This window comes from Deinococcus aquaticus, assembly GCF_028622095.1.
In the GTDB taxonomy this organism is placed as follows: Bacteria; Deinococcota; Deinococci; order Deinococcales; family Deinococcaceae; genus Deinococcus; species Deinococcus aquaticus.
Genome location: NZ_CP115167.1, coordinates 24,827 through 49,084 on the forward strand (window position 1 = coordinate 24,827; position 24,258 = coordinate 49,084).

The following is a 24,258-nucleotide window of genomic DNA, read 5'->3' on the forward strand; positions in this document are numbered from 1 at the left end:
GTACGCCCAAGCTCACGACCCCCGCCACGACATCCTTCAATTCCATGGAGGCTTTATAGGGCCTGTGGGCCAAGGGCATCGCCAGGTCAATTGGCGACTTCATCCTCACTTCAACCGACCGTCTCTTGCCTTGGTTTCTACCGCTTCCACGAGTCCGTTGAGTTCGTTCTCCAGCTGATCGTGGAAGGCTTCGTCTGCTTCATATCGATCGGACCAGACGGGGCTGAGGTGAACGGCCACCTTCGCCTGGGGCAGCGTCATGTGTTCGAGTTCTCTCAGCGCCCTGATGCTTTCGACTTTCCAGAATCCCGCTCGTCTCAGAAAGAAGAGGAGATCATCGACCGTGCCACCGTTGACCTTCATGGCGCGACAGGTGTTCAGCGCAGCAATCCAAGCGGGATCTTGAGGGGTGAGCATCCTAACAGGATAGGAGCTCCCTGGTCAGAAGCGAGACACGAACCTTGGCCGACACGCCGTAGTGCCCGGTCGTCCATCCCCACTCCCCAGCGGCCCGCCTCCCACCCCGGAGCGCGGGCCGCACCCCACCACCAGCGAGGTGATCACCGTGGCCCCCCCCGGCCGGAAAACCAAACTCACCGCAGAAGTCCAGGCGAAGTTCCTGCGCGCCATCCGCGCCGGGAACTGGATCGAAACCTGCTGCGACTACGTCGGCATCAACCCCGACACGTACTACGAGTGGATGAAACGCGGCGAGAAAACCGGCGACGCCAACACCATCTACCGCGAGTTCCGCGCGGCTGTCCTCGAAGCCCGCGCGAGCGCCGAGATCGAAAGCGTGGCCCGTATCCGCGTCAGCGGCCAGAAAGGCGACTGGAAAGCCGACGCGTGGTACCTGGAGCGCAGCCACCCGGAACGGTGGGGCAAACAACGCGTGGAAGTCACCGGGAAAGACGGCGAACCCCTCCACCCACCCACCCCGGCAACCCTCCCGGCCGACGCCCCCTACGAGGACGTCATGGCCGCCTACGACCAGCTCATCACCCAGGACCTCTAACCCACCCCAGGAGGTGAACCGTGCCCCGCCGCAAACCCACCGACACCACCCCCGCCAGGCGGGGCCGCGCCGCACCCAAGGAACCCGCCCCGAAGCAGTCCACCCCGAAGAAACCCGCTGCCCGGAAGCCCAAGGGCACACCCGCGGCGAAACCGGCCGCCAAGGCAGGGGCTAGGGCCAAGACAGGCAAGGTCAGGGCGACACCCGCCCCGCCCCCGCCCCCTGCACCACCTGAACCGCAGATCACGCCCGCCGGAAAGGCGTTCATGGACAAGCTGAACCTGTGCAGCCGTCAGGAACAGCAGTTCGTTCTCGCCAAGCTCGACGGGAAAAGCAACACCCAGGCAGCAAAAGACGCCGAGTACAGCCCCAGAACCGCGAAGGAGCAGGGCTCCCGCCTGTTAACCCGTGTTCACGTCATTGAGGCGATCGAGGCGGGCTGGATTGCGCGTGGTTTCTCGCCGCAGGTTGTCCTGGCCGCGATTCGGGAGATGATCGACTTCGATCCTGACGACGTCATGTCGTCCGTGAATGAGGTCGTGGCGGACGTGGTGGAGGTGCTGGCCAGCACCGTCCTGGCTGACGTTCGCCTGGAGCTGGAAGTGGCGGAGGAGATGCTGAGGGACCTGCCGCCAGTACCGGACAAGCCGAGGCGGGGGCGGGGGCGTGACCCTGAGCCCGAGCCTGACCCGTTCGAGATTGAGCGGGCTGTCCTGGAAGGCGAAGTGGCGAGGCTCCGGAAGCGCGAGACACTCCTGGCGGTGCAGGTCCGGAAGAACGACCACGCGACCGTGATGGAGCAGCGCCAGGTACTGAAGGCCGTGCCGTACATCGATCTGGACAAGGTGCGCCAGGAAGGCAAGTCGAAGTTCATCTCGAACGTCAAGGTCAACCAGCACGGGCGCAGCATCGAACTGATCAGCCGCAAGGACGTGATCCAGATGGCCGGGCAGGCGCTCGGCATGTTCCGGGAGCATCACGTTCACACCGGGCCGAACGGCGGGCCGATCCAGTCTGAGACGACGTTCAATCCTGAGAAGGCCACGGGTGAGCAGATCGCGGACGAGTACTCGAAGCTGCTGGCCACCCTTGATCAGAAATGACCGCTGGGAGTGACGCCCCGGGCGTGCAGGCCCAGCGCACGCTGATGATCAAGGAAGCCGTCATGGCGTACAGCGGCCAGCTGAAACGCCGCTTCGAGAACGAGGGCCGCAGGCGCCTGAAGCTCCTGCAGCGGTGCGTGCAGGACGCCGAGGCGCGGGTCGTGGCGGCCGCGGCGGCGCGGGTGGACCCGGTGACGTTCCTGAACGACTGGGTGTGGCTGTACGAACCGCGTAACCCGGGGCGCGGCCTGCCCGCCGTGCTGCCCCTGACGCTCCGGCCCCGGCAGGTGGACTTCATCCGGTACCTGCAGGAGTTGCGCCGCAACCGCCGCAACGGCCTCGTGGAGAAAAGCCGCGATGAGGGCATGACGTGGATCGTGATCGGGTACTACGTCTGGGCGTGGCTGCACGAGGCGGGCTTCAGCGGCGGCCTGGGCAGCCGCAAACTCGACCTCGTCGATAAGAGCGGCGACCTTGACACGCTGTTCGAGAAGGCCCGTTTCATCATCCGGAAGCTCCCGGCGTTCCTGAAACCGCAGGGGTTCAGCGAGAAGCTGCACAGCAAAGAGGCGCTGCTGATCAACCCCACCAACAACGCGAACATCAAGGGCGAAGGCGGGGACAACATCGGCCGCGGGGGGCGCTCCAGCATGTACTTCGTGGACGAGCACGCCAAGGTGCCCCGCGCGGATACCGTGCACGCCGCTCTCTCCCAGAACACCGACGTGATCGTGTATGGCAGCACCCCGCACGGCCGCGCGAACCTGTTCGCCCGCATCGCCCACAACCTCATCCCCGGTGACCCGTGGGACAAGTTCACGTTCCACTGGCGGAACAACCCGGACAAGAACTACAGCCTGGCCGTACCCGCCCTGACCGGCAAGGGCCTGGAGCAGGTCTCCCCCTGGTACCTGTTCGAGAAGTCCAAGAGCGTCGATCAGGCGCTGTTCGAGCAGGAAGTGGACATCAGCTACGACGCCGAGACGAAGAACCAGATCATCCTCGGCGCGTGGGTGCAGGCCGCCCTCAAACTCCGCCTGCAGGCCACCGCCCCCGCCACGGCCGGTCTCGACGTGGGCGATACCGGCCCGGACGCCACGGTCTACTCCAGCCGCAGCGGCCCGGTCGTCACGCGCATCCAGGAGCTTCTCTCCGCCGAAGCGCCACAGGACGCGCACGAACTCGCCACGCGCGACCGCGTGACACTCTTCCAGTACGACCGCAACGGCGTCGGCGCGTCCATTGCCGCGACCGTCGACCGCCGCACCGACCGGACGTACGAGGTGCGCGGCGTGTTCAACGGCGGCACGCCCAGCAAGACCGTGTACGAGGACTCCCAGACGCCCGCGGACCTGCGGTTCGCCAACTTCGCCACGGAATGCTGGTGGCGCCTGCGCCTGCGCTTCCAGAAAACCTGGGAACGTGCCGAACAGGGCCTCGACCACCCGGACGACGAGTGCATCAGCCTCGCGGACCTGCCGGCAGGGGACGCCCTGAACGCCCTGGTCGCGCAGCTGTCCCAGGCGACGTACAGCCGCGTCGGCACCAGCGACAAGCTGACCGTCAACAAGAAAGGGGAGGGCGGCAAGAGCCCCAACCACGCCGAAGCGCTCATCTACGCGTACGCGCCCCCACCCCCCGGCCCACCCACACCCAAACCCCGCCCCGCCGCCGCCCAGCTGGGCCCCGGCAGCTTCGACTAGGAGGTGATCAACCGTGACAACGCTCTACGGCCCGGACGGGCAGCCGCTCCGGCACTCGCAGGAAACACGCGCGGTACAGATCCGCGGCGGGCAACCCCTCGCCCTGGACCACCTCGACCTGAACCCCGGCTGGCGGGACTACAGCAGCGCGGACGGCAACCTGTTCGGCCGGTACGGCTTCACCCGCGCGTTCGCCCGGCAGACCTGCCGCACCGTGTACGCCATCAACGGACTGTTCCAGGTTGCCGTGGATCTCGCCGCCGCGTTCCTCGTCGGGGACGCCATCCGGTACGGCACCCTGGCCGACAAGGGCCTCCAGCAGATCATGGAGGACTTCTGGATGGCCAACGGGCTCGAGCACGTCATCAGCAGCCGCATGATCAACGAGTGGATGCTCGACGGTGAGCAGGCCATCGTGTTCCCGACCGGCGCGGACGCTCCCGGCGCGGACGCCCCCGCCATCATCGGCATGCTCGACGTGGATCACGCCGGGTTCAGGCTGGACGCCAACACCAGCCGCGGCGCGACGCCCAGCGACATGGCCGAGCGGCTCCAGCTGGAGCTCACGCAAGGCAACCCCCTCACCTGGGAACGCGGTGAGTTCGTCTGGAACGCCCACAACGCCTTCTGGAACGACCCGCGCGGGTACCCCATCTCGCTGGGCGCGGCGGACTTCGCCATCGCCTACGTGAACATGATGAACATGCGGCTGAACGTCCACCAGCTGCAGCAGCGCATCCTCGCGGTGTACAAGGCGTTCCTCGACCCGAACGGCAAGGACGCGGACGGCGTGCCCGATGGCGGCGTGCACGGCTGGCGGATGAAGGGCATGGGCTTCCGCGTGCTGCCCGAACAGGGCGGCGTCATCCAACTCGTGCACCAACCCGGCTACACCGACCGGGACGGCGTGAAGTACGACGGCGTGAACGAAAGCCTCGACTTCATGCGCCCCGCCCAGGGCGCCGCGGACGCCGCGCAGGACATGAAACTCATCATGCGCATGGTCGGCCTCGCCATCGGCGGCATGCCCGAGCACTACTTCGGCGAGGGCGGCGGCGCCACCCGCACCACCGCCGAAAGCATGGGCCTGCCCAGCATCCGACTCGCGAACAAACGGCAGGCAGCGTTCCGGCACACCATCACCCGCATGCTCCGCGCCGAAGCGGTCCGCCGGGGCGGCCGGGACCGGAAGTGGCAGGTCGCGAAAGGCAGCCGCCGCCGCGTGCCGATCGACCTGATCGAATTCCCCATCGAGTTCCCCGAGATCCGCGAGGAAAGCCTGGAAACGATCATCCGGCGCGCAGAGTTCGCCGCAGCGAACGGGTACGCCAGCGCGCAGACCCTCACCAGCGACATCGGCTTCGACGCCGCCCGCGAGAAAGACCGCGGCGCGACCGCCCTGCAGGACAACCCCCTGCCTCGCCCCGCCCCCCAGGAGTGAGCATGACCTTGACCACCCGACCATGCCCATGGGGGTGTGGTACGCCCCTGACGTTCCTGCCTGAACCATGCGGCCTGGATGGCCGCTGCCCAGGCTGCGGCCACAGCGTATCCGTGGAGGGCGACCAGCTGGCCCGTGTCCAGATCACCCGGCTGGAACGGAGCGTGCTGGGCATGGTTGACGTTCTGCGGAACGCAGCGGACCTGCTGGCCAGCCTCTTCCACACTCCGCCTGACCCGATCCGGCCACGCACCGCCCCCACCCGCCCGGCCGGCCACGCCACGCCGGCGCCGGTGCACCCGCGGGACCGCCGACCGGAACGCAGCCCTGCCACCCGGAGGTACTGACGTGCCGCACCCCCACCACTGGCCAGGCGCGCAGTGACGCGCCCCCAGCCGCCCCGAGCCCGCAGCCCCTGCCCCCACGAGGTGACCATGACCGAACCGATCAACGCCGCCCAGGCCGCCCAGCTCACCGCTCAGTCCTACCAGGATCAGGCCACTCGGGACCGCCACGCCGTCCAGCGTGGCCTGGATTACGCCTACGACAAGATCCGGGAACAGGCCAGTTCGCCACGAGGGCGGACATCAACTCAACTCGACTTCTCCCGCAGGCGCTTCAGCCCTGATCAGATGGACAGCATCAGTCGAGAACTCAAAGGCGCCGGGTACACGGTTCTGGCCCACCCGAACCGGCCCCACATCCTCGACGTCAGCTGGCATGGTGCTGGCACGCGTGGCCCCGGCTTGCCCGGGCAGCATCACCTCACCGAATAGGAGGTCCCCCCGCATGAAGATCCGCAGTCCCTGTCTGACCGCCGCACTCGCCCTGGGTACGGCGGCGTCCATTCCGCCCGTGCCGCCCGGCATGACCCTCCTGCAGGAGAGCGCCCCCACCGCTCCGCCCCGCGTCACGCCCGAGCTGCTCCGCGAACGGGGCGTGCAAGACGGGCAGACCAACACCGGCGTGAGCCTGCACGAACGCGCCGTGCACCTCGGCAAGATCCAGGCGCTCGAAGCCGTGGACGGCAGCGAGCAGGTGCCGTTCAAGGCGAACATCGCCGTGTGCGACATCATCAACCTCAACTGGCGCTTCTACCCCCGCAGCGCCTACGAGGGCGCCATCGCCCGCGCCCAGGCGGACATGAAAGTCGGGAAGCTCACCGGCCTCGTCGAACACCCCGGCTGGGAGGACGGCTGGAAAGGCCGCCTGGACTCCATCGGCGCCCGCTGGACGAAGCTCAGCATCGAGGAGATGGACATCGAGTGGCCCCCCGGCAGCGGCACCGTCGCCCGGCACGCCGTCGTGGTCGGGGAGGGCCTGTACACCCGCACGGAGGGTGGGCAGCTCATCCAGCAGCTCAACGCGGACGGCGTGTTCGTCGGCATCAGCACCAACGGGTACAGCAGCGTGACCTGGAAACGGTTCGGGGACCTCAGCGTCACCGACCCGACCGGCCTGCTCGACCCGGACATGGAAGTCGCCGTGACCGGCGACGACCTGACCTTCCTGACCATCGACTTCGTCGCGCTGCCCGCCAACGCCGTCGGGCAGGTCACGGCCGAGAGCGGCGGGTTCGCCCCGCCCCCCAGTAAGCCGCAGCCCGCGCCGCAGCCTGCCCCCGCCCCAAGTCCGGCCCCCGCGCCGGCACAGGAGACCCCCGTGAAGAACCACCCCAAAATCACCGCCCTCACCACCCGCCTGGGCAAGACCCTCGAACAGGTCAAGGCGGACCACCCTGCCGATTACCAGAAGGTGCTGGAGGAAATCGCCACCGAAACCGAAGCCACTGCCACCGAGGCGGCCAAGGTGCCCGGCCTGCAGGCCCAGGTGACCACCCTCACCACCGAGCGTGACAGTGCCCGCACCGAACTCCAGGCCGAGCGGGCCAACGGCGTCCGCGAGAGCCGCACCCGCATGGTCGACGACGCCATTGCCGCCGCCAACCTCCCCACCCTCGCCCCCTACCAGGAAGGCGCGACCACCATCGACCTCGCCAAACAGTGGCGCGACCAGCTCGTAGAAGCGGCCGTCAGCGCGGCCAGCAACGAGGCGGCGCAGGGCCTGGTCACCAAGGAAGTCAGCCTGCGCCAGCACATGTTCGGCGCACGCACCACCGAGAGCGCTCAGCGCCCCGGCACCGGCCCCAGCCTCCCCATCAACGACCGCGACAACCCCGGCGACCGCCAGAAGGAAAGCCCGGCCGCGCCCCTGCTCAGCAACGCCCTGATCCAGTCCATGCGCAGCTGACCAACCCCGACGCCCCCACCCACCGCCCTCACTCACCACCACGGAGCCACCCATGCAGAACGTGATCTACAAAGCGGAAACGGGCGAAGGCCTGAAAATCAAGCTGCCCCTGCCCGCCACCGCAAAAAACGGCAGCCCCACCACGTACGGCCCGAGTGGCCTGCGCGTCATCCCGCAGACCGACGTCGCCACCGCCCTCCTGCGCTCCATCGGCAAGGCCCCCCAGGGCCTGAAGAACGGCGAGGCCAGCTGCGTCCTGCCTGGCATCACCCTGGTGCTCGACCTGGGCACCCTGCCCCCCGGTACGCAGGGCGGGCAGGCCATCTACCGCGAACCGGACGGTGACCTGACCCTCACCAAGACGAGTGACTTCCTCGGGTACGCCCTGCCCGTCGCGCAGCCGCGCGGCGGCTGGGGCGTCGGCATTCCCGCCAACACCGCGCCGCCCGCCTGAACCTCCCGCTGACCTGACGCGCCGCCCCCACCCGGGCGGCGCGTTTCCGTACCCCGCCTCTCACGCCCCAGGAGGGCCCACATGTCCCACAGCACCCACGCCGTCAGCCTCCGCTTCAGCCTGCGCGAGGCCGCCAAGAACAGCACCAGCCGCATCATCCGCCAGGAAAACCCCGACCGTCTCACCGCGCTCTTCCTGGCCATGCGCGGCACCAAGCGCTTCTACGAAGGCTACTTCGGGCCGCGCTTCAAAGAGCAGCTGCACAAAGGCGCCGAGATCCGCCGCAACGACCCTAAAGGGTACGACGCGGCCCTCGAACGCACCGCCGAGTACACCACCGACTTCCCCGGCCTGCAGGCCCAGGTCCGCGCCCTGGAAACCATCACCAGCAGCGACCTGACCTACGCGATCGGCACCACCCGCGAGCTGGAGAAGAACGACCCCCTGCCCCGCTTCGCCACGGACCTGTACCTGCTGGTCCGCCGCCGCACCCGCACCGACCTCAGCCCCATCACGGCCGGCGGCGGCGTGAACCTCGCGCACCGCTTCCTGAACGTCCGCGCCGAGGGCACCACGCACACCCGGAACAGCTGGGTGGGGCGCGGCAGCACGTACAGCCTGCTGAACCTTGAGGACGGCTTCGACCTCACCTGGGAGGCCGTGCTGAACAACAAGCTCGACGAGTACGACGACGCGCTGTTCGAACTCGGCGAGAACGGCGCTCGCACCCGCGCGTGGCTGATTGCCGACGCGATCCGCCGCGGCGCGACGTTCCTTGACCTGCCCGACGCGAACCTCGGGCCGAACATCAGCAACGTGGAAGCCGCTGACGCGTTCCTCGGCGAGCAGATGATCGACGGCCGCGCGTACAGCGCGAACATGACCGACATCTTCGTGCCCGGCACGTACCGCGCCGTGGCCCGCCGCACCCTGACCGCCGCCAGCACCCAGATCATCGGCGGCGCGAACGGCACGGTCACCCAGGTGCCGAACGACAACCCCGTGTACATGAAGGGCGAACTGCACAGCGAAAGCATCCTGACCGAAGCGCCCATCGAAGCGGACGACATCGCGCGCGGCATGAGCAACAAGGACTGGATCGTCGGGGACCGCAGCCTGCAGCCCGTCGAATTCGCCACCCTCGCCCCGTTCGAGACCGGCCCGCGCCTGCTGACGAAGATCCCGGACATCGTCAACCTCGACAACATGGGCAGCTTCGGCGAGCACATCGTCAGCACGAAGGTCAGCGACGTCGCCGCGGCCGAGGTCCGCCGCAAGGAAGGCGTCGTGCTGGTGCGCGGCAAGCGCAACTAAACCCCCGCTCAGTCGTGCGGGCCGGTCTCAGGACCGGCCCGCACCGCCCCCCCCATCCAGGAGTCACCCATGCCCGCACCGAAGAAAACGCACATTGTCGTCAAGCCTCTCTGGCATGGCGGCAGCTGGTACCACGAGAACAGCCTCTTCCCGCCTGACGACCTCGACATCAGCGTAGCTGACGTGGAGCGGTACGCCGGCGGGGGAGAGCAGGCCTTCATCGTCACGAAGGCAGAGTCCGACCGCCGGAAGAACCCTGACGCGTACGACGCGCAGGAGCACGCCCGCGCCCAGGCTCAGGAACTCGCCCGCCTGCGCCAGGAGAACGACGAGCTGCGGCAGGGCAGCGTGGACTTCACGCCCCTTCACGCCCTGCTCGGCCCGGTCAGCAGCATCGACGAGGTCGTGAAGGCGACCGCCTCGCTCAAGACTGAGCTGGCCACCGGTCAGGGCGCGCAGGCGGACAAGGACCGCGCCCTGGCCGAGAAGGACCGCGAGCTGGCCAGCGCCACGGCCATCGCTGCCGGGTACGCCGCGCTGTACCCCACCACGCCCGGCACGGAACTGCCCGGCAACTTCAGCCGCCGCGGGGTGCTCGCATCCTTCGGCCTGACCACGTACGAGAGCCTGCAGGGCCTCACCGCCGAGCAGCTCACCGCGCTACCCGACATCAGCGACGAGCAGGCGAAGAAAATCGCGCAGGCCGTCACCACGCACTTCCAGGGCTGAGCGGCGTGACCGCCTCGGAAAACCCCCCGACCCTGACGACCGTCGACCGCCTCGAGGGGCTGTACGGCCTGACCAGCGCCGACCTGGGCCTCGACGAGGCGGCGTTCACGCGGCGCGTCGCACTCTGGGAGCAACTGGCCGCTGAGCAGGGCGGCACGGCCCGGCAGCAGCAGGCGCGGGTGCGGGTCACCGCGCTGACCAACACCATCACCGCCCTGATGCGCCGCGCCGACAAGTTCCGCGCGGAGGGCGACATCACGACGGAACGGGACATCCTCGGGCGCGTCGAGGTGTTCCAGGGCTGGCTGACCGCCGCCGTCGCCGAGGCGGACCCCACCAGCCCCAGTAGCAGCGGACCCAGGAGTGCCAGCCCCGCCGCAGAGTTCACCGGCTACGGCATCGGGGGGAATGGGTGACTTTCATCGACGATCCGGAACTGGCCGCCCTGCGTGCCGAGGCGGGTCAGGAGATCCAGGCCAACGCCGGCCTGATGTTCCGCCACAAGGGCACGTTCACACGGTCACAGAACGGCCGGACGCGCGAGTACCCGTGCCGGTTCAGCGTCCGGGACCCGGTGAAAGGCAGCCGCGATCAGGTAGCTGCTGCTGAGGCGTTCGCCACGGCGGCGGGGGCCGCGTTCCGGGACGTGCGGGTCCTGACCGTCCACCCGGACGACGCCCGCCCGCCCGAAGGCGCGGTCCTCACTACCCCCTGGGACGGCGGCCGCCTGGAGGTTCGCAGCTGGTCCCAGCCGAGCGACTTCACCGGGCAGGCCATCGGCCTGTGCCTGCTGAGGCGGTGACGGGAATGCTCGACGATCTCACCCGCCGCCTGCAGGCCGCCCTGCCCGTCACGGTGCCCGTGCTGCCGCCTGAGGAGTTCCTGGTACCCGCCGAGTGGGAACAGGAGGACGCCACCGGCAACCTCGTCCCGAACGGGGAGCGGGGCCTGCACGTCTACCTGCGGCAGAAAGCCCCGGATGGATACGTGCAGCTGCACGACCTGCAACCGCTGAGCACCCAAAGCGGCTGGGCAGATCAGCACCTGCTCACCGTGACCTGCATCGCCATCACAGAAACACACGCCCAGGCTGTGGCCGCGCAGGTCCGCCGCACCCTGGGGGGCACACCCCGCACCAGCCACCGCACCAAGGTCACCATGCCTGCCCGCGTCACGCGCGCCCCGGGCAGCGTCATGGTGACCTTGCAATTCACCGTCGTCAGCGCGCACCCGAGGTAACCCATGAACGAAGCACTGCTGCGCAACCCGGATGTTCTCGACAGCTCGAACATCACCACCACCGGACGTCAGGTGTTCGGCATCCGCAAGGGCGACGGCCAGAAGCTCACGGACTTCGGCCTGATCGAAAGCCTGGAATTCACCCGCGACCCCCAGGTACGCGAACTGAAAGGCAACCGCAAAGGCCGCACCAAGACCTACAAGAAGGTTATCGACGAGGACAACCTCACCGGAACCTTCCAGACCAGCTCCGTAGGCAACCCGGCCGTCCGTGAGTGGTACCTGGGTTCTAAGCCCAAGATCGCAGCGCTGACCGGCCTCGCCTTCGCATCGGCCAAGGCCTACGCACTGAACGATGTCGTCCTGGCTAGTGGCCGCCTGTACAAAGTCACCACGGCAGGTACCAGCGCCGCAGCCGCGCCCATCTGGCCCACCGCGACCGGCGCGACCGTGACCAGCAACACCGCAACCTTCACCGACATCGGCACGACCGCCGATAACGAGATCCGCGCGTTCAGCGGCGACGCCAGCATCAACCGGGGCGGCGTGATGATCGTCCTGAGCACCGAAGAAAGCGACAGCGGCCGCAGCATCATCCGCGTCTACCCCAACGCGGACGTGCAGGGCACCGGCGAGCCTGACATCCAGGACTTCAACGGGTACGAGTTCGAAATGACCACGACCAGCAACACCGGTTTCGTCCCCCCGGCCCTGCTCGGCGACTTCGCCACCGCCAAACCGGATGGCGTGGTGTACGACGTGCCCAACACCCGCCTCGCGGAAGCGTGGAACCTGCTGGCCACCGCACTTATCCAGCACGTCGATCCTCTGTAAACCCAGCCCAGCGCGCAGCTCGCCCCGCTTGGGGCGGGCTGGTTCCCCCTAACAACACGAGATGACCATGTACACCCAACCCTGCACGCTCACGTCCGGCGCTACGGTCACCATCACTCCCTGGCGGCTTGATGAAATGGCCGCCCTCGCCATTGACTTCCAAGCCGTGCAGGACACCCTCACGGCCACGCTGAGGGGTCAGTCGGCCCCGCTGTTGCCCCAGCGAGCGATGCCTGTCCTGGTACGCGTGCTGCGGCTGAGCCTGACCCGCCCCGACGACGCGGATCTGGTCATGGCCCCCGACCTTCCCGCCGTCCTGCAGGCGATCTGGGCCGTGAACGGCCTGGGTGATTACGCAAAAAAAGCACTGCTCCAGCGCCTGCGAGCGGATCAATGGCGGGCGGCGCTGCTGAAGCCCCGCACCTCACCCTGATCGACCAGGCGCTGGAGCACCTGACGTACGCGGAAATTCAGGCCACGCCTCTGCCGGCACTCCAGCAGTTGATTGAGGCCCGGACTCGCCGCCGCTTCCGCGAGCGCAGCGAAAACCTCCGCGACGACACGATGTCCAAGGAGATCAACTACGGCCAGTCAGTCAAAGGCCAGATGCCCGCCTCCAAACTCCCGTACAAGATTGTCGACACGCCATACCAGCGCCACCAGAACGCTCTGGACCGCGCAGGCCTGGGCCTGCCCCCCACGGAGCTTCCCGACGAGCGAGCTGCACGCCTGAAAGCTGAGAACGCAGCGGCGTTGAAAGCCATGCTGAGTTGAGGTCCCCCATGAACATGAAATCGAGAATCGACAGGACGGGCAGCCGCGTGATGCTCAGGCGTGCAGCACTCCTGTCTGCCGCGCTTAACCCCCTCGCGCAGCAGGCCGCCCGCACCGCAAAGACTCACGCGCTCAGGGGTTTGGAGCTGAACGTGTACGGCACGGTGGCGGGCGAGTATGACCGCACCGGGCACCTACGCACTGAAGTGTTCGCCAGCGGCGCAGCGAACGCCGGCACTCTCGGCCTTGTCGTCGGGGACCGCGCCCCCTACGCCAGTGAAATCGAGTTCGGGACTGGCCCGTATGAGCTGAACGAGGCCCAACGACAGGCGTACCTGGATGTGCTGCCGCGCGGCGGACTGCTGCGCTTCGGTCGCACCGGGCAGGCGTACCTGCTGCCCGGCCCGTACATCGGCCCGGCGTTGATGTTCGCCCGGACGCTCACGCGAGAGCGCCTGATTGCCCTGATGGTGGCCTTGTGGAGCTGAGTCGCGCCGTCCGACTGGCGGACGGCACGAGCGTCGAGGTGCGTGCCTGGACGCTCGGCATGCTGGCCGAGCACGGCGAGGCGTACCTCGCATTGCTGGACGAACTGAACGCCCCGCTCAGCGCCCAACCGGGCGCGCGGCCCGCTCTGGCCCGCGCGATCCGCATGAGCCTGATCGAACCTGCCGACGAGGACCGCATTCGCCTGATCGACCGACAGGATGTGCTGGAGGCCATCTATGCCGTGAACGGCCTGCGGGAACTCACGACCACCGCCCTCGACCTGATGACCGAGGGCCGGGAGGCGATGCTGGGCGCGCTGGAAGCTGCTCAGGGTTGAAGGTCCACCAGCAGCCGCGCCTGCGCGAGATCCGGGCCGCTCACCTCGCACGCAAACCGGCTCCGGAGTGGGACGCCCAGGCTGTTCTGAGCATCCACCGTGCCGGTGTACCGCCACGCACTGCCGGTCCAGGCAGCGTCCGCGTCCTTCGTGAACGCCGCCGTCGCCGGGGCCTTCAGTCGGTCCTTCACGGCCTGTTCGCAGGCGATTTCCATATCCCGCGCGGGCTGGGCACTCAGGACACCCGCCGCCTGCTGCGCCTGTTGCTGCTGCGCGGCCGCCTGACGAGCCGCCCGGGCCGACTGGCCACTACGCGCCTCGCCCCACACCACGAACCCGAGGTAGCCGAACGAGCCGAGCAGCGCAGCGAGCAGCAGGCCGCATCCGGCACTCGCCAGGGCGTCCTGCGTCTTCGTGCGGGGCTTCTGACGCGCCCACCGCTCGGTGAGTTCGTCGGCAGTGCTGCGTGGTGACGGTTCCGGTTTCATAGTTCTCCACCTTACCTGCCACCCAAGGGGGTGCCCATGGCAAACCTGCAAGACCGATACCTGCTCGACGTGAATCAGGCGCTGGCCCAGCTCGGCCGCGTGGACGCCGCCGTCGCCCGCATCGCCGCCCGGCGCAACATCAACCTCGACTCCACCAGCCTCACGCAGGCCCTTTCGCGCGCCACAGCCCTGCGGACCGCCCTGAACGGCCTGGGCGGGCCCGGCACGCGCACCCTGAGCATCCGCATGAGCACGGCAAGCCTGACGGGCGCGAACAGCCAGATCCTCGCCACCGAGCGGAGCATCATGCGCCTGACCGCCGCCGCTGGCGCGAACCTCGGCATGACGCAGCGTCTCACGGGCGTGTTCGGGTTCATCCCCGGCCCGCTCGGGCTGTTCGCGTCGGGAGCAGCGGTCGTCACGGATGCCCTGAGTGGACTGACCGTCGCGCAGCGCCTGAACACCATCGGCGCGTACGCCCTGGTCGGCGGGCTCGCCGCGATCGGGATTGCCACGGCCAGCCTCGCCTCGCACGGGGTGAAGCAGCTGGGCGAATTCCAGAACGCCGTGAACATCCTCAACGCCCAGGGGCCGAACCTGGGCGCGAACCTTGACGAACAGATCCGCGCGCTGCAGGAAGCCGGCGGCCGGGCCGCGCAGCAATTCAACCGGGCAGAACTCGGCAACGGCGTGGCGGACCTGACCAAGCAGGGCCTTGAGGGCGCGGATGCGCTGAAGGTCGCCGCGACCGGGTACAAGATCGCCGGGGCTGAAGGTACGAATCTGGTCGAGACGAACAAGCTGCTGCTGTCCACCCTCCGCCAGTTCGGGAAGGACGGACCGGAAGCAGCCGCTGCGGCCGCGAAGTTTGGTGACGTGTTCGCCAAGGGGTCCATCCAGGCGGCCTCAGGAGCGAAGGAGCTCATGGAGGGACTCGCGGTCGTCGGCCCCCTAGCGGACAAGGCGAACTTCAGCCTGGAAGAAACCGTGGGGATCCTCGTCGCGCTGGACAACAAGGGCCTGAAGGCCAGCACAGTGGGCGCCAACGCCTTCCGCGCGGTCCTCATGGCGCTGGCCAGCCCCACCGGGGTTGCCCGGAAGGAAATCGATAAGCTGGGCGTCGCCACCCGGAACCTCGACGGCTCGGCCCGCGACGTGCGCGACATCCTAATGGACCTGCGCAAGGCCGCAGCGGTGTCCGGCCAGACGTACGATCAGGCCACCCAGTCGCAGATCCGGCAGGCGGACAGCGTGGCTGCGGCCAGCACCATCTTCCGCTCGCGCGGCGTCGTCGGCTTCCTGAACATGACGGACGCGACGGACAAGTACATTGCCGCGCTGCAGGACTCCGAAGGGGCGCTCGATCAGTACGCGAACGCCCTGACCGAGGGTCCCGCAAAAGCCCAGGAGCGCGTCCGCAAGAGCGTGGATGACCTGGCGCTGTCGTTCGCGCAGACGTTCGGCCCCAAGTTATCCACGGCTCTGGACAGCCTGTCAGCGTTCATTCGTGGGCTGGATAAACTCACCCAGTCCCCCGACAGCGTGAAGGACTACCTGAATGCCATCGCCGTAGGCATCGGCGGGGTCACCCTGGCCCTGACACTGAACACCCTGGCCTCCAAAGGCGCCCTAGGGGCTGGAGGCTTCGCCGCGTTCGTCAAACTCCTGCAGGCGACCGCTGCCGCGCAGATCTTTGCCAAGACCGCTGCCTCCCTCGCGCTGATCCGCACGGAACTGGCGATCGGGTTCGCGGCCAACGGACTTCGGGGGGCGCTGGCTGTCCTCATGGCGATTCCGGCTGCGGCGGGCCTCGCGCTGGCCGCCACGACCCTGTTCGCGGCGGGTACCATTGCGGCGAACTTCAAGATCGCTGGTGATGTGAAGGCCACGTATGACCAGATTGACGAACGCGCCAATCAGGCCCAGGAGAAGCTCATGGCGCGCGTCAAGGAGCTGAGTGCGCAGGGTCCCCTCGGGAAACTGAAGGCCAAGCAGCTGCTGCTGATCGAGTTGCGCTTCAATCAGGAGAACACCCCGGAGCAGAACGCTTCTCTCGACAAACGGCTCGCGTCCGTGAAGGCGGAGATCAAGGCTCAGGTGGACGCCGACGCGGCGCGCCTCGCGGCCAGCAAGAGCAAGGAAAATGACGTGGCGGCCACGGCAGAACAGACCGACGCCTACGATGACCTGATTCAACGGCTGAAGGACGTCCGCGCGCAGTTCAGCGACTCCGGAGCCACCACGTTCGAGAAGGACCTTCAGGGTGCCCGCAAGGCCCTGGACGACTTCAACGCGAGTGTCGACAAGGCCCTGGAGAAGGGTGAGCTGACGCCCACGCAGGGGGATGCACTCAAGAAGCGCGCCCAGCAGGAACGGGGCGGGCTCATCCAGGGCATCGTCGATAAGCAACTGAAGGCCGACGAGGAACTGCGCCTCAAGCACGAACGCGAGGTGCAGGACGCTCAACTGGCCATCCAGCAGGACGGCCGCAAGAAACGGGAAGCAGAACTCCAGCGCGAGGTGGATGACACCCGCAAGCTGTACGGCGAGCAGATCTCGGAGGCGCGAACCAACGCGAAGTCCGCCCCGACCAGCAGCAGCCGCGCGAAGTTCACCGCCCAGGCCGTGGCGCTGGCGCGGCAGGAAACCGCCGCGATCAAGGCCATCCGGGCTAAGGGCGCAGCGGATCTGGACAAGATCGACGACGACCGGCTGGAGAAGGTGAAGGCCGCGCAACGTGAACTGCTGGGGGCTCAGGGCCGCTCGTACGCCGCCGCCACCGCGCAGCTCGTGCAGGAACGGGACCGGGCCGTTGCGCTGGCCGGGGACGTTCCTGCCGCCCGCCTCGCGGCCGAGCAGCGGTTCGGTCCGCAGATCCTGCGCCTGCAGGAAGCTCAGGCGGCGCTATCCGGGCAGGCTCAGCGTTCGCAGCTCCTGAACACCCTGACCCAGAGTCTCCAGGACGCCAAGGCTGCGGGCGGCCGCCGCGCCGAGCTGGAACTGACGGCCCGGCGGACATACCAGCAGGATCTCAGCACTCTGGAGCAGTCCGAGGAGACGGCGCGTGAGGGCCGAATCACGGACCAGGAGACCCGCATTCAGAGAGAGCGGCTGGCCATCTACAAGAAGGGCCTCGACGAGCGCATGAAGCGGCTGGACGAGGCCACCGGCGCGGAGCTGGCTTCGCTCCAGCGCGTGCTGCAGGCCGAGCGGGCGCGGGCTGTCGCGTCTGGGAATGCCGGGCAGGTCGGCGCGATCGACGATGCGCTGGAGCGCCTGGGTGACCTGAACCTCGACCGGGTGAAGGAATTCAAGAAAAGCCTCGCTGAGACGAGCGCGGAAGCCGGCGCGCTCCGGCGGGACCTTCGAGAGGCCTCTCAGACGCCTCTCGAAGCGGCTATCACCAGCGCGACCGCGCCTATCGACAAGCTGCTCATCAGTGCCCGGGAGCAACTGACTGAACTGCGCAAGGCCTTCGGAAACGTTGCTTCGCCCACCCCTGCGCAGGCCGCCCTGTTCCGCGCCAGGGAGGCAGAACTGACCGCCATCGTCATCCAGGGAACCGCGCAGCGCGGCAAGTTGAAGGCCGACGCAGAGATCCAGTTCCAGCAGGCTGAACTCCAACGCGACGTGGAGTTCGCCACCACCAAGGAGAAAAGGCTGGCGGCGCTGGCTGCCGCGAACGCCGGTGACGAGCGCCGCGTGCAGGGCCTCGACGCGCAGGTGCAGGCCTTGCGCGCCCAGGGTGGAGCGGAGCGGGACCTGAACCGCCTCGTCCGCGAGCGGGACGACGTGCAGCACGCCCTGACCGAACGGAAACGCGAGGAACAGGACTTGGATGAGGAGCTGCGCGCCAGCGCTCAGGCCCGCCTCGACGCGGAACTGAAGCTGAACGAACGGCTCGCTCAGACTGACGCGGATCTCGCGGACGTGCGGGGCCAGGCCATGACCAACCTGCTCGATCAGGTGGCCCGCTTGGACGCGCGCATTGCCGACACGACGGGGGAAAGCGAGAAGAACGACCTCGCCGTCACCCGACTGGGCCTGTACGGGCAGATCCTGGACCTTCAGGAAACGATGGACCGTGCGGGCGTGGAAGCCGAGCAGCGCCGCCTGACCGGACTGCGCGCCCAGCGGGCACTCACGCAGGAACTGGCCGGGCAGGGAGGCGGGCCGGTTGCGGACAGCGAACGAGCCGCGCAGGACGCACGGGACGCCCTGGCCATCGCGGAGCGAAAAGTCAGCGTGGCGCGGACCAGCGCGGCGTTCGACGAGGCCGCGACGGAACGTGCCGGCGCACTGCTCGGCCTCTCGCAGGCGCAGCGGGCGCTGTCCCAGGCCCGACTTGCCGACGAGGACCGCCGACTCGCCCAAGTGCAGACCGAAGTGCGGGCCGAGGCGACCCTGGCCGGGATCGCGGAGGACTCTGCCGCAGGTCGCCGCCTGGAACTGGCTATCACCCGCCAGAACCTCGCGGAGACGAACCGGCGCATCGCGCAGGCTGACGAGCTGCTGCTGACCGACGAGCAGCGCGCGGCCCTGCAAGAAAAACGCACAGGGCTGCTCGTGCAAGAAACCCAGCAGGCACGCGAGCTGGCCCGCCTTCAGGTCGACGCCCTGCGCGCCCAGGTGGACTTCAGCGAGGCCGCCACGCGCAGCGCCCTGACCCGCAGCCGCGCCGCTGGGGATCAGGTGGCGTTGGCCCGGGTGGATCTGGCCGCCACGCGCGAACGGCTGCGCCTGAACGTGCAGGAACAGGCCGCTGCCGCCGCTCAGAACCTCAGCGACGGTGAGCGACTCGACCTCCAGAAGGCCCGCCTGGACCTGCTCGCGCAGGAAGCGGAGGGCGTCAGGAAGCTGGCCGCCGCCGAACGCGCCCGCGTGGAACTCCAACGCGCCCTGCGGGACGCACTCGACAACCTGCAAACGGCCGCGCAGGGCCAGGGTGGCGACACCGGACTGACCCGCACTCAGGCGCAGCTGACCCGCACTCAACTGAAGCTCCGTGAGGCCGAAGCGGACGCCGACTCCCTCCTGCTCAGTCTCGAACGGACCGGCGGGGCGCTGGGCTGGGAGGAGGCCGAGCAGGGCCGCGCCCGCGTGGACGCCCTGACGGGCGCGATCAGCGAGTACCGCGCCAGCCTGAACGCCGTCGCGGACGCCTACGACGAACAGATCAGCGGCCTGGACAGCGTCATTGACGCCACCAGCCGCCTGAACGACCTCTCCCGCGCCGGCGACACCTCCGACCGCGCCGCCGCCGCCTTCACCCTTCAGGTGGCAGAAACCCGCCGCCAGCAGGCCCTGGCCGACACCGACCGCCTCCTCTCCGATCAGTCCGCCACTTACGCGCAGATCGCCGCGGCCGCCGGGCGGGTCGCGCAGGCGGAACAGGACCGCGCGGCCACCCTGAACGCCACCGTCCAGTCCCTCGGCGAGGACTTCCTGAAACGGGCCGCTGACCCGAACGCCAACTCCAATCAATTCGCGGACGCGCTGCGGCAGGCGGGCCTGGACTCCACGCAACGCATCAACCTCATCAACCGGCTACGGCGCGGCGAGAAAGACGCCCTGAAGGATGTGCAGACCGTCATCTCCGACGAGGCCGGGCGGCAGCTCGACCAACTCCGGCAGCGTGCACTGAAAGGCCTGGGGGAGATCGATAAGCTGCGCGCCCAGTCCTTCCAGGCTCGCGCGGACGCCGCCCGGCAGTTCGAGGAATACGCCCGGCTCAGCAGCGCCGTGCGCATCGCGGACGCCGGTTTCAACGAACTGGAGGCCACGCAGCTCGCCGCTGTTACCCGGCAGGAGGAACTCCAGCAGCTCATCGCCAAGACCAGCGCCGTCAACCCGAACGCCATCAGGCGTGACGAGGCGCAGCGCACCCTGAAAGCTGAGAACGACGCGCTCGTCAAACAGGCCCAACTGCGCTTGAACTTGCGGGACAGCACGAAAGTCACCCGTGAAGACCTGACGCTCCAGCGCGACATCAACCGCGAGGTCACCCTAGAACTCCAGCGGCAACGCGCCGTGCAGGAACTTGGCGCGACCGGGTACCAGGAAGCCTCTGCCCTGACCCAGGAGACATCCCGCGCTCTCGATCGCGCCAACGCGCAACTTGCCGAACAGGTCAAGCGACGGCGGCAGCTCGGCGGCTTATCGCCCGTCACGCGGCAGGACCTGGAAGATCAACGAGCTATCAATCTGGAGGTCGCCAAATACGTTGAACTTCAGAAAGACCGCAAGAAAAACATCCTCACAAAAGAAGGCCGCTTCAATTCTGCAAGTGATGAGGTGCAGATTGCTCAGCAGCTCGAGGCCGCGCAGGAATCCGCGTTTCTGGGAAGTCAGAGCCGCCGGCAGGCCCGCATCGCGTATGAGGTTCAGGCTGCCATCGAGATCGCGAAAGCCGTGGCAGGTAATAACGGGGTGCAGGCTGCTCAAGCCGCAGCTGAGGTTAAACGGCAGACGGCCGTACTCACGGCCCTCGCACCCCTCCAGCAGCAACTCGATCAGGAACGGGCTGCTGCTACCGCGAGATCCACCCGAGCGGCCCTCAGCACTGTGGCCTTGCCAGACCTGACTGCGCAAGCCACTGAACGAGGTTCGGAAGCGGGACAAGCATTTGCAGCCGCGTTCGCGGCGCAGTTGCGGGCCGCATTGAGCCAGCCGGTCAACATCACGGCCCTACCTGTTTCTCGGGCAGATCCGCGCATCAACAGCATTACGAACAGCATCGTGAACCACTACCACTTCAACACCACAGTCAACGACGCCAAAGAGATGACGCCCCAAGACGTCATTCGCTTGGCATCGAACTTATTCGACCAGAAGGTCAGCCAGGCCCTCACGGCTAAGGCCTGGGCAGGGGGAGGTTGCAGATGAACTGGCAGGACCGTTACCTGACCGTCGCGGGCGTGACCTTCAGCGGGACCGACTGGGACGGCGTGCCCGACCCCCGCACCGGGTACGTCCGCGCCACGCCCGAACGGGACCTGACACTCCTCGCGCTGGCCAGCGGCGTCAGCGTCGCGCAACTCCCGCCGGACGTGCAGGTCACCCGCCTCAGCATCGCCGGCGGTGAGAACGTCGTCATTCCCAACGCGCAGGCCGACGCGCTGCGCAACCTGCTGCCCGGACAGCGCGTCACGATCAGCGAAAACTACACCCTCAGCACCGGCCGCGTCTGGGTGAACGCCATCGTCACCAGCCCCTTCGACACCACCCTGCACGCCGTGGACACCGGACCGGACGGGGTGCCCACCGAGCAGTACTTCACCTACAGCGGCTTCGAGGCCGTGATCATCGGGAGGCCCACATGAAACAACTCCAGTTGCGACTGCCGGACGGCACCCCCGCGCCCGCCACGGACTTCGGCAGCGTCCCGCCCGGCACCTCCACGCCCACCCGCGAACTGCGGCTCGTGAACACCGGCGACGAGCCCATCATGAACGTCGAGGCGCTGGTCGTGAACGACAGCCTCGCCGACGGCGAGTACCGCGTCAGCCTGAACGGCGTGACCCTCACCGGCGAGTGGCAGCCCGTCCTGACGGAGACCCTCGCGCCCGGCGCGTTCCTGACCGTGCAGGAGTCCTGGACCACGCCGAGCGGCGTCACCACGACCGGCGCGGATCACGGGCAGCTGCGCGTCCGGTACGCCCAGTAACGCATGCCGTTCATCCTCCAATGGAGCCAGGAGGCCGAGCCTGCACCGGCAGAGATCCTGCACGAGGCTCAGGCCACCAGCGCCGCGACCGTGCAGTTGGTGCATGTCGCTCGGGGCGGCTGGGGCGGGTACCAGGAACTCACGCACGACGCCGGGACGCGCCCGGCCGGCACGGAGGAACTGCTGCACGTCGCGCTGGCCTGGCGGCCCGCTGCGGGGCAGGTCGCGCCGCCCGCCCCGCAGGTGATCTACGGCACGGTTCCCGCCACCGTCCGGGTCCGCACCAGCCTGGGCGACCCGGTCAGCGTGGAACTCAGCGACGACGGGACCGGCCCGACCGGCACCATCACCCTGCCCGGCGTGATCACCCCCGGAGAAGGCAGCGTCACGGCAACCGTGGAAGTCCAGGGCAGCGGCGGAACGGCCGGCACTCTGGACGGCGTCTCTCAGCCCTACAGCGTCCGCACGTCCTTCCGGCAGGTCACGCTCGACCTCGATGACCAGTGGGAGGTGGACGAAACCCGGGGCCTGGAACGCACCACCGTCCGCGCTCACACGGCGGCCGCCGTCCGGCTGGGCACGGTGCGCCTGCCAGAGCTGGTGGACTTCATCCGCAAGCCCACGCCGCGCCCGGAACGCGGCCAGGACTGCCGCGCCCGCCCCGAACCGCAGACCATGCGGGTCTCAGGGGTGGTCGCCCGCGCCGTCCAGGCAGCCGGAGTCTTCCTGTCGTTCGGTCCGAACGTCGATCCGCTCACCGGGGAAGTCTGGACCGAGTGGGACACGCCGTACAGCACGGCCGGCAAGACGCCTCAGCAGGTGCTTGACGACACGTACTTTGCGATCGGCTGGCACCCCGTCATCCGCCGCTTCGGATCGTCCGTGCAACTGCTGATCCTCCCCCCGGGCGGCAGTGACGGAACGCTGGACACCACGGGCGACGACCTGATCAGCGGGGGCACCCGCAGGCAGGAAAGCGCGCAGCTCCCCGCGTCCGTGGTTATGACCGGCGCGGACCTCCTGGTGGACCTCCCGGACCTCGGCGGCCTCATCCAACTCGCCCCGGACCCCACCGGGTTCGAACAGGAGATCCTGCCCAACCTGCAGTGGCTCCGGAGCGCACCCACCCCGGACGGGAAGGGCGAGGTCCGCACCGCGTACAACAAGGTCCTCGGGCAGATCGTCGGCGTGTACAGCACGACCACGCAGCGGCTCACCGTGCAGGAGCAGGTGAACGGCCAGACGGTCACGCGGGAATTCGGGCGCGTCCTGACCAGCGAGGAACACACCACGAGTACTTACCACCCGACCTGCGGCGACATGCTGCTGCGGCAGCAGACCGTGAAGAGCTCCTGGGGGTACACGGTCGCCACGAAGGTCCGCACGGAAATCACCGGCGCGTACGGCTTCATCAGCGCCGTCACGGCTGGCGATCCGCTGGGCGAGGAAACAGAGCTGATCGAGCAGACCTGGAGTCCGGAAGGGTGGCTGCAATCCCGCGTCAAGACGACCCGGAAGCTGTCCAGCGTGCAGCAGGCCAACCCGGAAGGCGAGCTGCCCGACCGTGGGCCGCTCGCGCCGTTCGAGTTCCTGGAACGGGTCCGGTTCGAGACGTTCCGGCCGTCCTGGCTGATGGAGTGGCGGGAGAGCGGCGGCATTCCGGTGCCGGTGTACGACGCGGACAGCTTCGACCCGGTCCGCCTTGGCGTGCGCGGCGGCACGATCACCAGCGGCGCTGAACCGATGGACGCCGCGCCCACCCGCGTCACCTGCCCCGACCCATGCAGCAAGCGTCAGCGGGCCATCCCGAACGCCGTGCAGATCCGCGCGGACGCAGGCCGCCAGGGCACGGAGGTCACCCGGTCCGTCAGCTGGACCCGCGACCGGGGCACGCTCGCCACGTACGCGCGCTGGGTGGCCGCAGATCTCGCGCAACGAATCACGCGCACCCGGACTCTGATCGGCGTCCCGCCCATCGTGCCGGGCATGGCCGCCCAGGACGCGGACGGGCGGGGCCTGCGCGGCGTAGTCCAGAGCGTCACCGTGCAGGTTGGTAGCGGGCAGGCCAGCACGGAGGTCATCACGCATGAACCGCAGCCGCCGCGCCTGAGTGAGCACGCCTACCAGTCCACGCAGACGACATACCGGGACATCGTTCTGTTCCGGCAGGTGGGCGGCGTGACCGTCCAGCACTTCACTGGGCAGTTCGATGGGAACGCTCCGAGGTTCGAGAACGTCTTCGTGCGTGTCGCCGGCACGCAGTACCCCAGCCCGCTCGACGAACTCGAATGGATCGACGACCCTCGGTACGGGCCGACGGCCACCGGGAACTACGGGCAGGAGGCCATGACGTGAACGATCGCGACAAGGCCACCCTGAAGCTGCTGCTGGGCCAATGCTGCTGCCCAGACGAGAAGCCGCC

General features: G+C 68.3%; 23 protein-coding genes. 21 read left to right on the forward strand and 2 right to left on the reverse strand.

What is annotated here, in order from left to right; genetic code table 11:
- Positions 1-105 precede the first annotated feature (105 nt).
- Positions 106-417: a hypothetical protein gene (locus tag M8445_RS16945; RefSeq protein WP_273991402.1), complete on the reverse strand. Its 312-nt coding sequence runs from the start codon at positions 415-417 to the stop codon at positions 106-108.
- Positions 418-478: 61 nt separating this feature from the next.
- Between M8445_RS16945 and M8445_RS16950 the strand changes: the two genes are divergently transcribed.
- The 17 genes from M8445_RS16950 to M8445_RS17030 all read left to right on the forward strand — a co-directional run bounded on the left by M8445_RS16950 (position 479) and on the right by M8445_RS17030 (position 13,682).
- Complete coding sequence (locus tag M8445_RS16950) at positions 479-1,015, forward strand: hypothetical protein (protein ID WP_273991403.1); 537 nt, start codon at positions 479-481, stop codon at positions 1,013-1,015.
- Between the two features lie 20 nt (positions 1,016-1,035).
- Complete coding sequence (locus M8445_RS16955; protein WP_273991404.1) at positions 1,036-2,118, forward strand: terminase small subunit; 1,083 nt, start codon at positions 1,036-1,038, stop codon at positions 2,116-2,118.
- Positions 2,115-3,821, forward strand: coding sequence for a terminase large subunit (locus M8445_RS16960; protein WP_273991405.1), 1,707 nt, complete (start codon positions 2,115-2,117; stop codon positions 3,819-3,821). The genes M8445_RS16955 and M8445_RS16960 overlap by 4 nt, the downstream gene beginning before the upstream one ends.
- A gap of 13 nt (positions 3,822-3,834) precedes the next feature.
- Positions 3,835-5,262: a hypothetical protein gene (locus M8445_RS16965; RefSeq protein ID WP_273991406.1), complete on the forward strand. Its 1,428-nt coding sequence runs from the start codon at positions 3,835-3,837 to the stop codon at positions 5,260-5,262.
- Between the two features lie 434 nt (positions 5,263-5,696).
- A complete protein-coding gene (locus M8445_RS16970) occupies positions 5,697-6,038 on the forward strand; it encodes a hypothetical protein (protein WP_273991407.1) in 342 nt (113 codons plus the stop codon).
- Between the two features lie 13 nt (positions 6,039-6,051).
- Positions 6,052-7,512 carry a hypothetical protein gene (locus M8445_RS16975; protein WP_273991408.1) on the forward strand — a complete coding sequence of 487 codons (1,461 nt, stop codon included), beginning with the start codon at positions 6,052-6,054 and terminating at the stop codon, positions 7,510-7,512.
- Positions 7,513-7,564: 52 nt separating this feature from the next.
- Positions 7,565-7,966 (forward strand): hypothetical protein, encoded by a 402-nt coding sequence (locus M8445_RS16980; protein WP_273991409.1) that lies wholly within the window; start codon positions 7,565-7,567, stop codon positions 7,964-7,966.
- An 81-nt stretch (positions 7,967-8,047) separates the two neighbouring features.
- The gene (locus tag M8445_RS16985; protein ID WP_273991410.1) at positions 8,048-9,280 is read left to right on the forward strand and encodes a phage major capsid protein; all 1,233 of its coding nucleotides are present in this window, start codon (positions 8,048-8,050) and stop codon (positions 9,278-9,280) included.
- A gap of 69 nt (positions 9,281-9,349) precedes the next feature.
- Positions 9,350-10,009 (forward strand): hypothetical protein, encoded by a 660-nt coding sequence (locus M8445_RS16990; protein WP_273991411.1) that lies wholly within the window; start codon positions 9,350-9,352, stop codon positions 10,007-10,009.
- Between the two features lie 5 nt (positions 10,010-10,014).
- Complete coding sequence (locus M8445_RS16995; protein ID WP_273991412.1) at positions 10,015-10,425, forward strand: hypothetical protein; 411 nt, start codon at positions 10,015-10,017, stop codon at positions 10,423-10,425.
- Entirely contained in the window at positions 10,422-10,811 is a 390-nt protein-coding gene (locus M8445_RS17000; RefSeq protein ID WP_273991413.1) for a hypothetical protein, read from the forward strand. The genes M8445_RS16995 and M8445_RS17000 overlap by 4 nt, the downstream gene beginning before the upstream one ends.
- A gap of 5 nt (positions 10,812-10,816) precedes the next feature.
- Positions 10,817-11,248 (forward strand): hypothetical protein, encoded by a 432-nt coding sequence (locus M8445_RS17005; RefSeq protein ID WP_273991414.1) that lies wholly within the window; start codon positions 10,817-10,819, stop codon positions 11,246-11,248.
- A gap of 3 nt (positions 11,249-11,251) precedes the next feature.
- Positions 11,252-12,082 carry a hypothetical protein gene (locus M8445_RS17010; protein WP_273991415.1) on the forward strand — a complete coding sequence of 277 codons (831 nt, stop codon included), beginning with the start codon at positions 11,252-11,254 and terminating at the stop codon, positions 12,080-12,082.
- 61 nt (positions 12,083-12,143) lie between these two features.
- Positions 12,144-12,515, forward strand: a complete 372-nt coding sequence (locus M8445_RS17015) for a hypothetical protein (RefSeq protein ID WP_273991416.1) — start codon at positions 12,144-12,146, stop codon at positions 12,513-12,515.
- A complete protein-coding gene (locus M8445_RS17020; protein WP_273991417.1) occupies positions 12,476-12,856 on the forward strand; it encodes a hypothetical protein in 381 nt (126 codons plus the stop codon). Before M8445_RS17015 ends, M8445_RS17020 begins: the two co-directional genes overlap by 40 nt.
- A gap of 8 nt (positions 12,857-12,864) precedes the next feature.
- Positions 12,865-13,344 carry a hypothetical protein gene (locus M8445_RS17025; RefSeq protein ID WP_273991418.1) on the forward strand — a complete coding sequence of 160 codons (480 nt, stop codon included), beginning with the start codon at positions 12,865-12,867 and terminating at the stop codon, positions 13,342-13,344.
- On the forward strand, positions 13,335-13,682 hold the full coding sequence (locus M8445_RS17030) for a hypothetical protein (RefSeq protein WP_273991419.1): 348 nt from the start codon (positions 13,335-13,337) through the stop codon (positions 13,680-13,682). Before M8445_RS17025 ends, M8445_RS17030 begins: the two co-directional genes overlap by 10 nt.
- Here the strand turns inward: M8445_RS17030 and M8445_RS17035 are convergent.
- Positions 13,673-14,170, reverse strand: a complete 498-nt coding sequence (locus tag M8445_RS17035; RefSeq protein WP_273991420.1) for a hypothetical protein — start codon at positions 14,168-14,170, stop codon at positions 13,673-13,675. The genes M8445_RS17030 and M8445_RS17035 overlap by 10 nt on opposite strands.
- Before the next feature lie 36 nt (positions 14,171-14,206).
- Between M8445_RS17035 and M8445_RS17040 the strand changes: the two genes are divergently transcribed.
- From M8445_RS17040 to M8445_RS17055, 4 genes are read left to right on the forward strand one after another with little or no spacing between them, the layout of a single operon-like run.
- The gene (locus tag M8445_RS17040) at positions 14,207-21,055 is read left to right on the forward strand and encodes a phage tail tape measure protein (RefSeq protein ID WP_273991421.1); all 6,849 of its coding nucleotides are present in this window, start codon (positions 14,207-14,209) and stop codon (positions 21,053-21,055) included.
- Positions 21,052-21,492 carry a hypothetical protein gene (locus tag M8445_RS17045; protein ID WP_273991422.1) on the forward strand — a complete coding sequence of 147 codons (441 nt, stop codon included), beginning with the start codon at positions 21,052-21,054 and terminating at the stop codon, positions 21,490-21,492. Before M8445_RS17040 ends, M8445_RS17045 begins: the two co-directional genes overlap by 4 nt.
- On the forward strand, positions 21,489-21,836 hold the full coding sequence (locus tag M8445_RS17050) for a hypothetical protein (protein ID WP_273991423.1): 348 nt from the start codon (positions 21,489-21,491) through the stop codon (positions 21,834-21,836). Before M8445_RS17045 ends, M8445_RS17050 begins: the two co-directional genes overlap by 4 nt.
- A gap of 3 nt (positions 21,837-21,839) precedes the next feature.
- Positions 21,840-24,191 (forward strand): hypothetical protein, encoded by a 2,352-nt coding sequence (locus tag M8445_RS17055; protein ID WP_273991424.1) that lies wholly within the window; start codon positions 21,840-21,842, stop codon positions 24,189-24,191.
- Positions 24,192-24,258 lie beyond the last annotated feature (67 nt).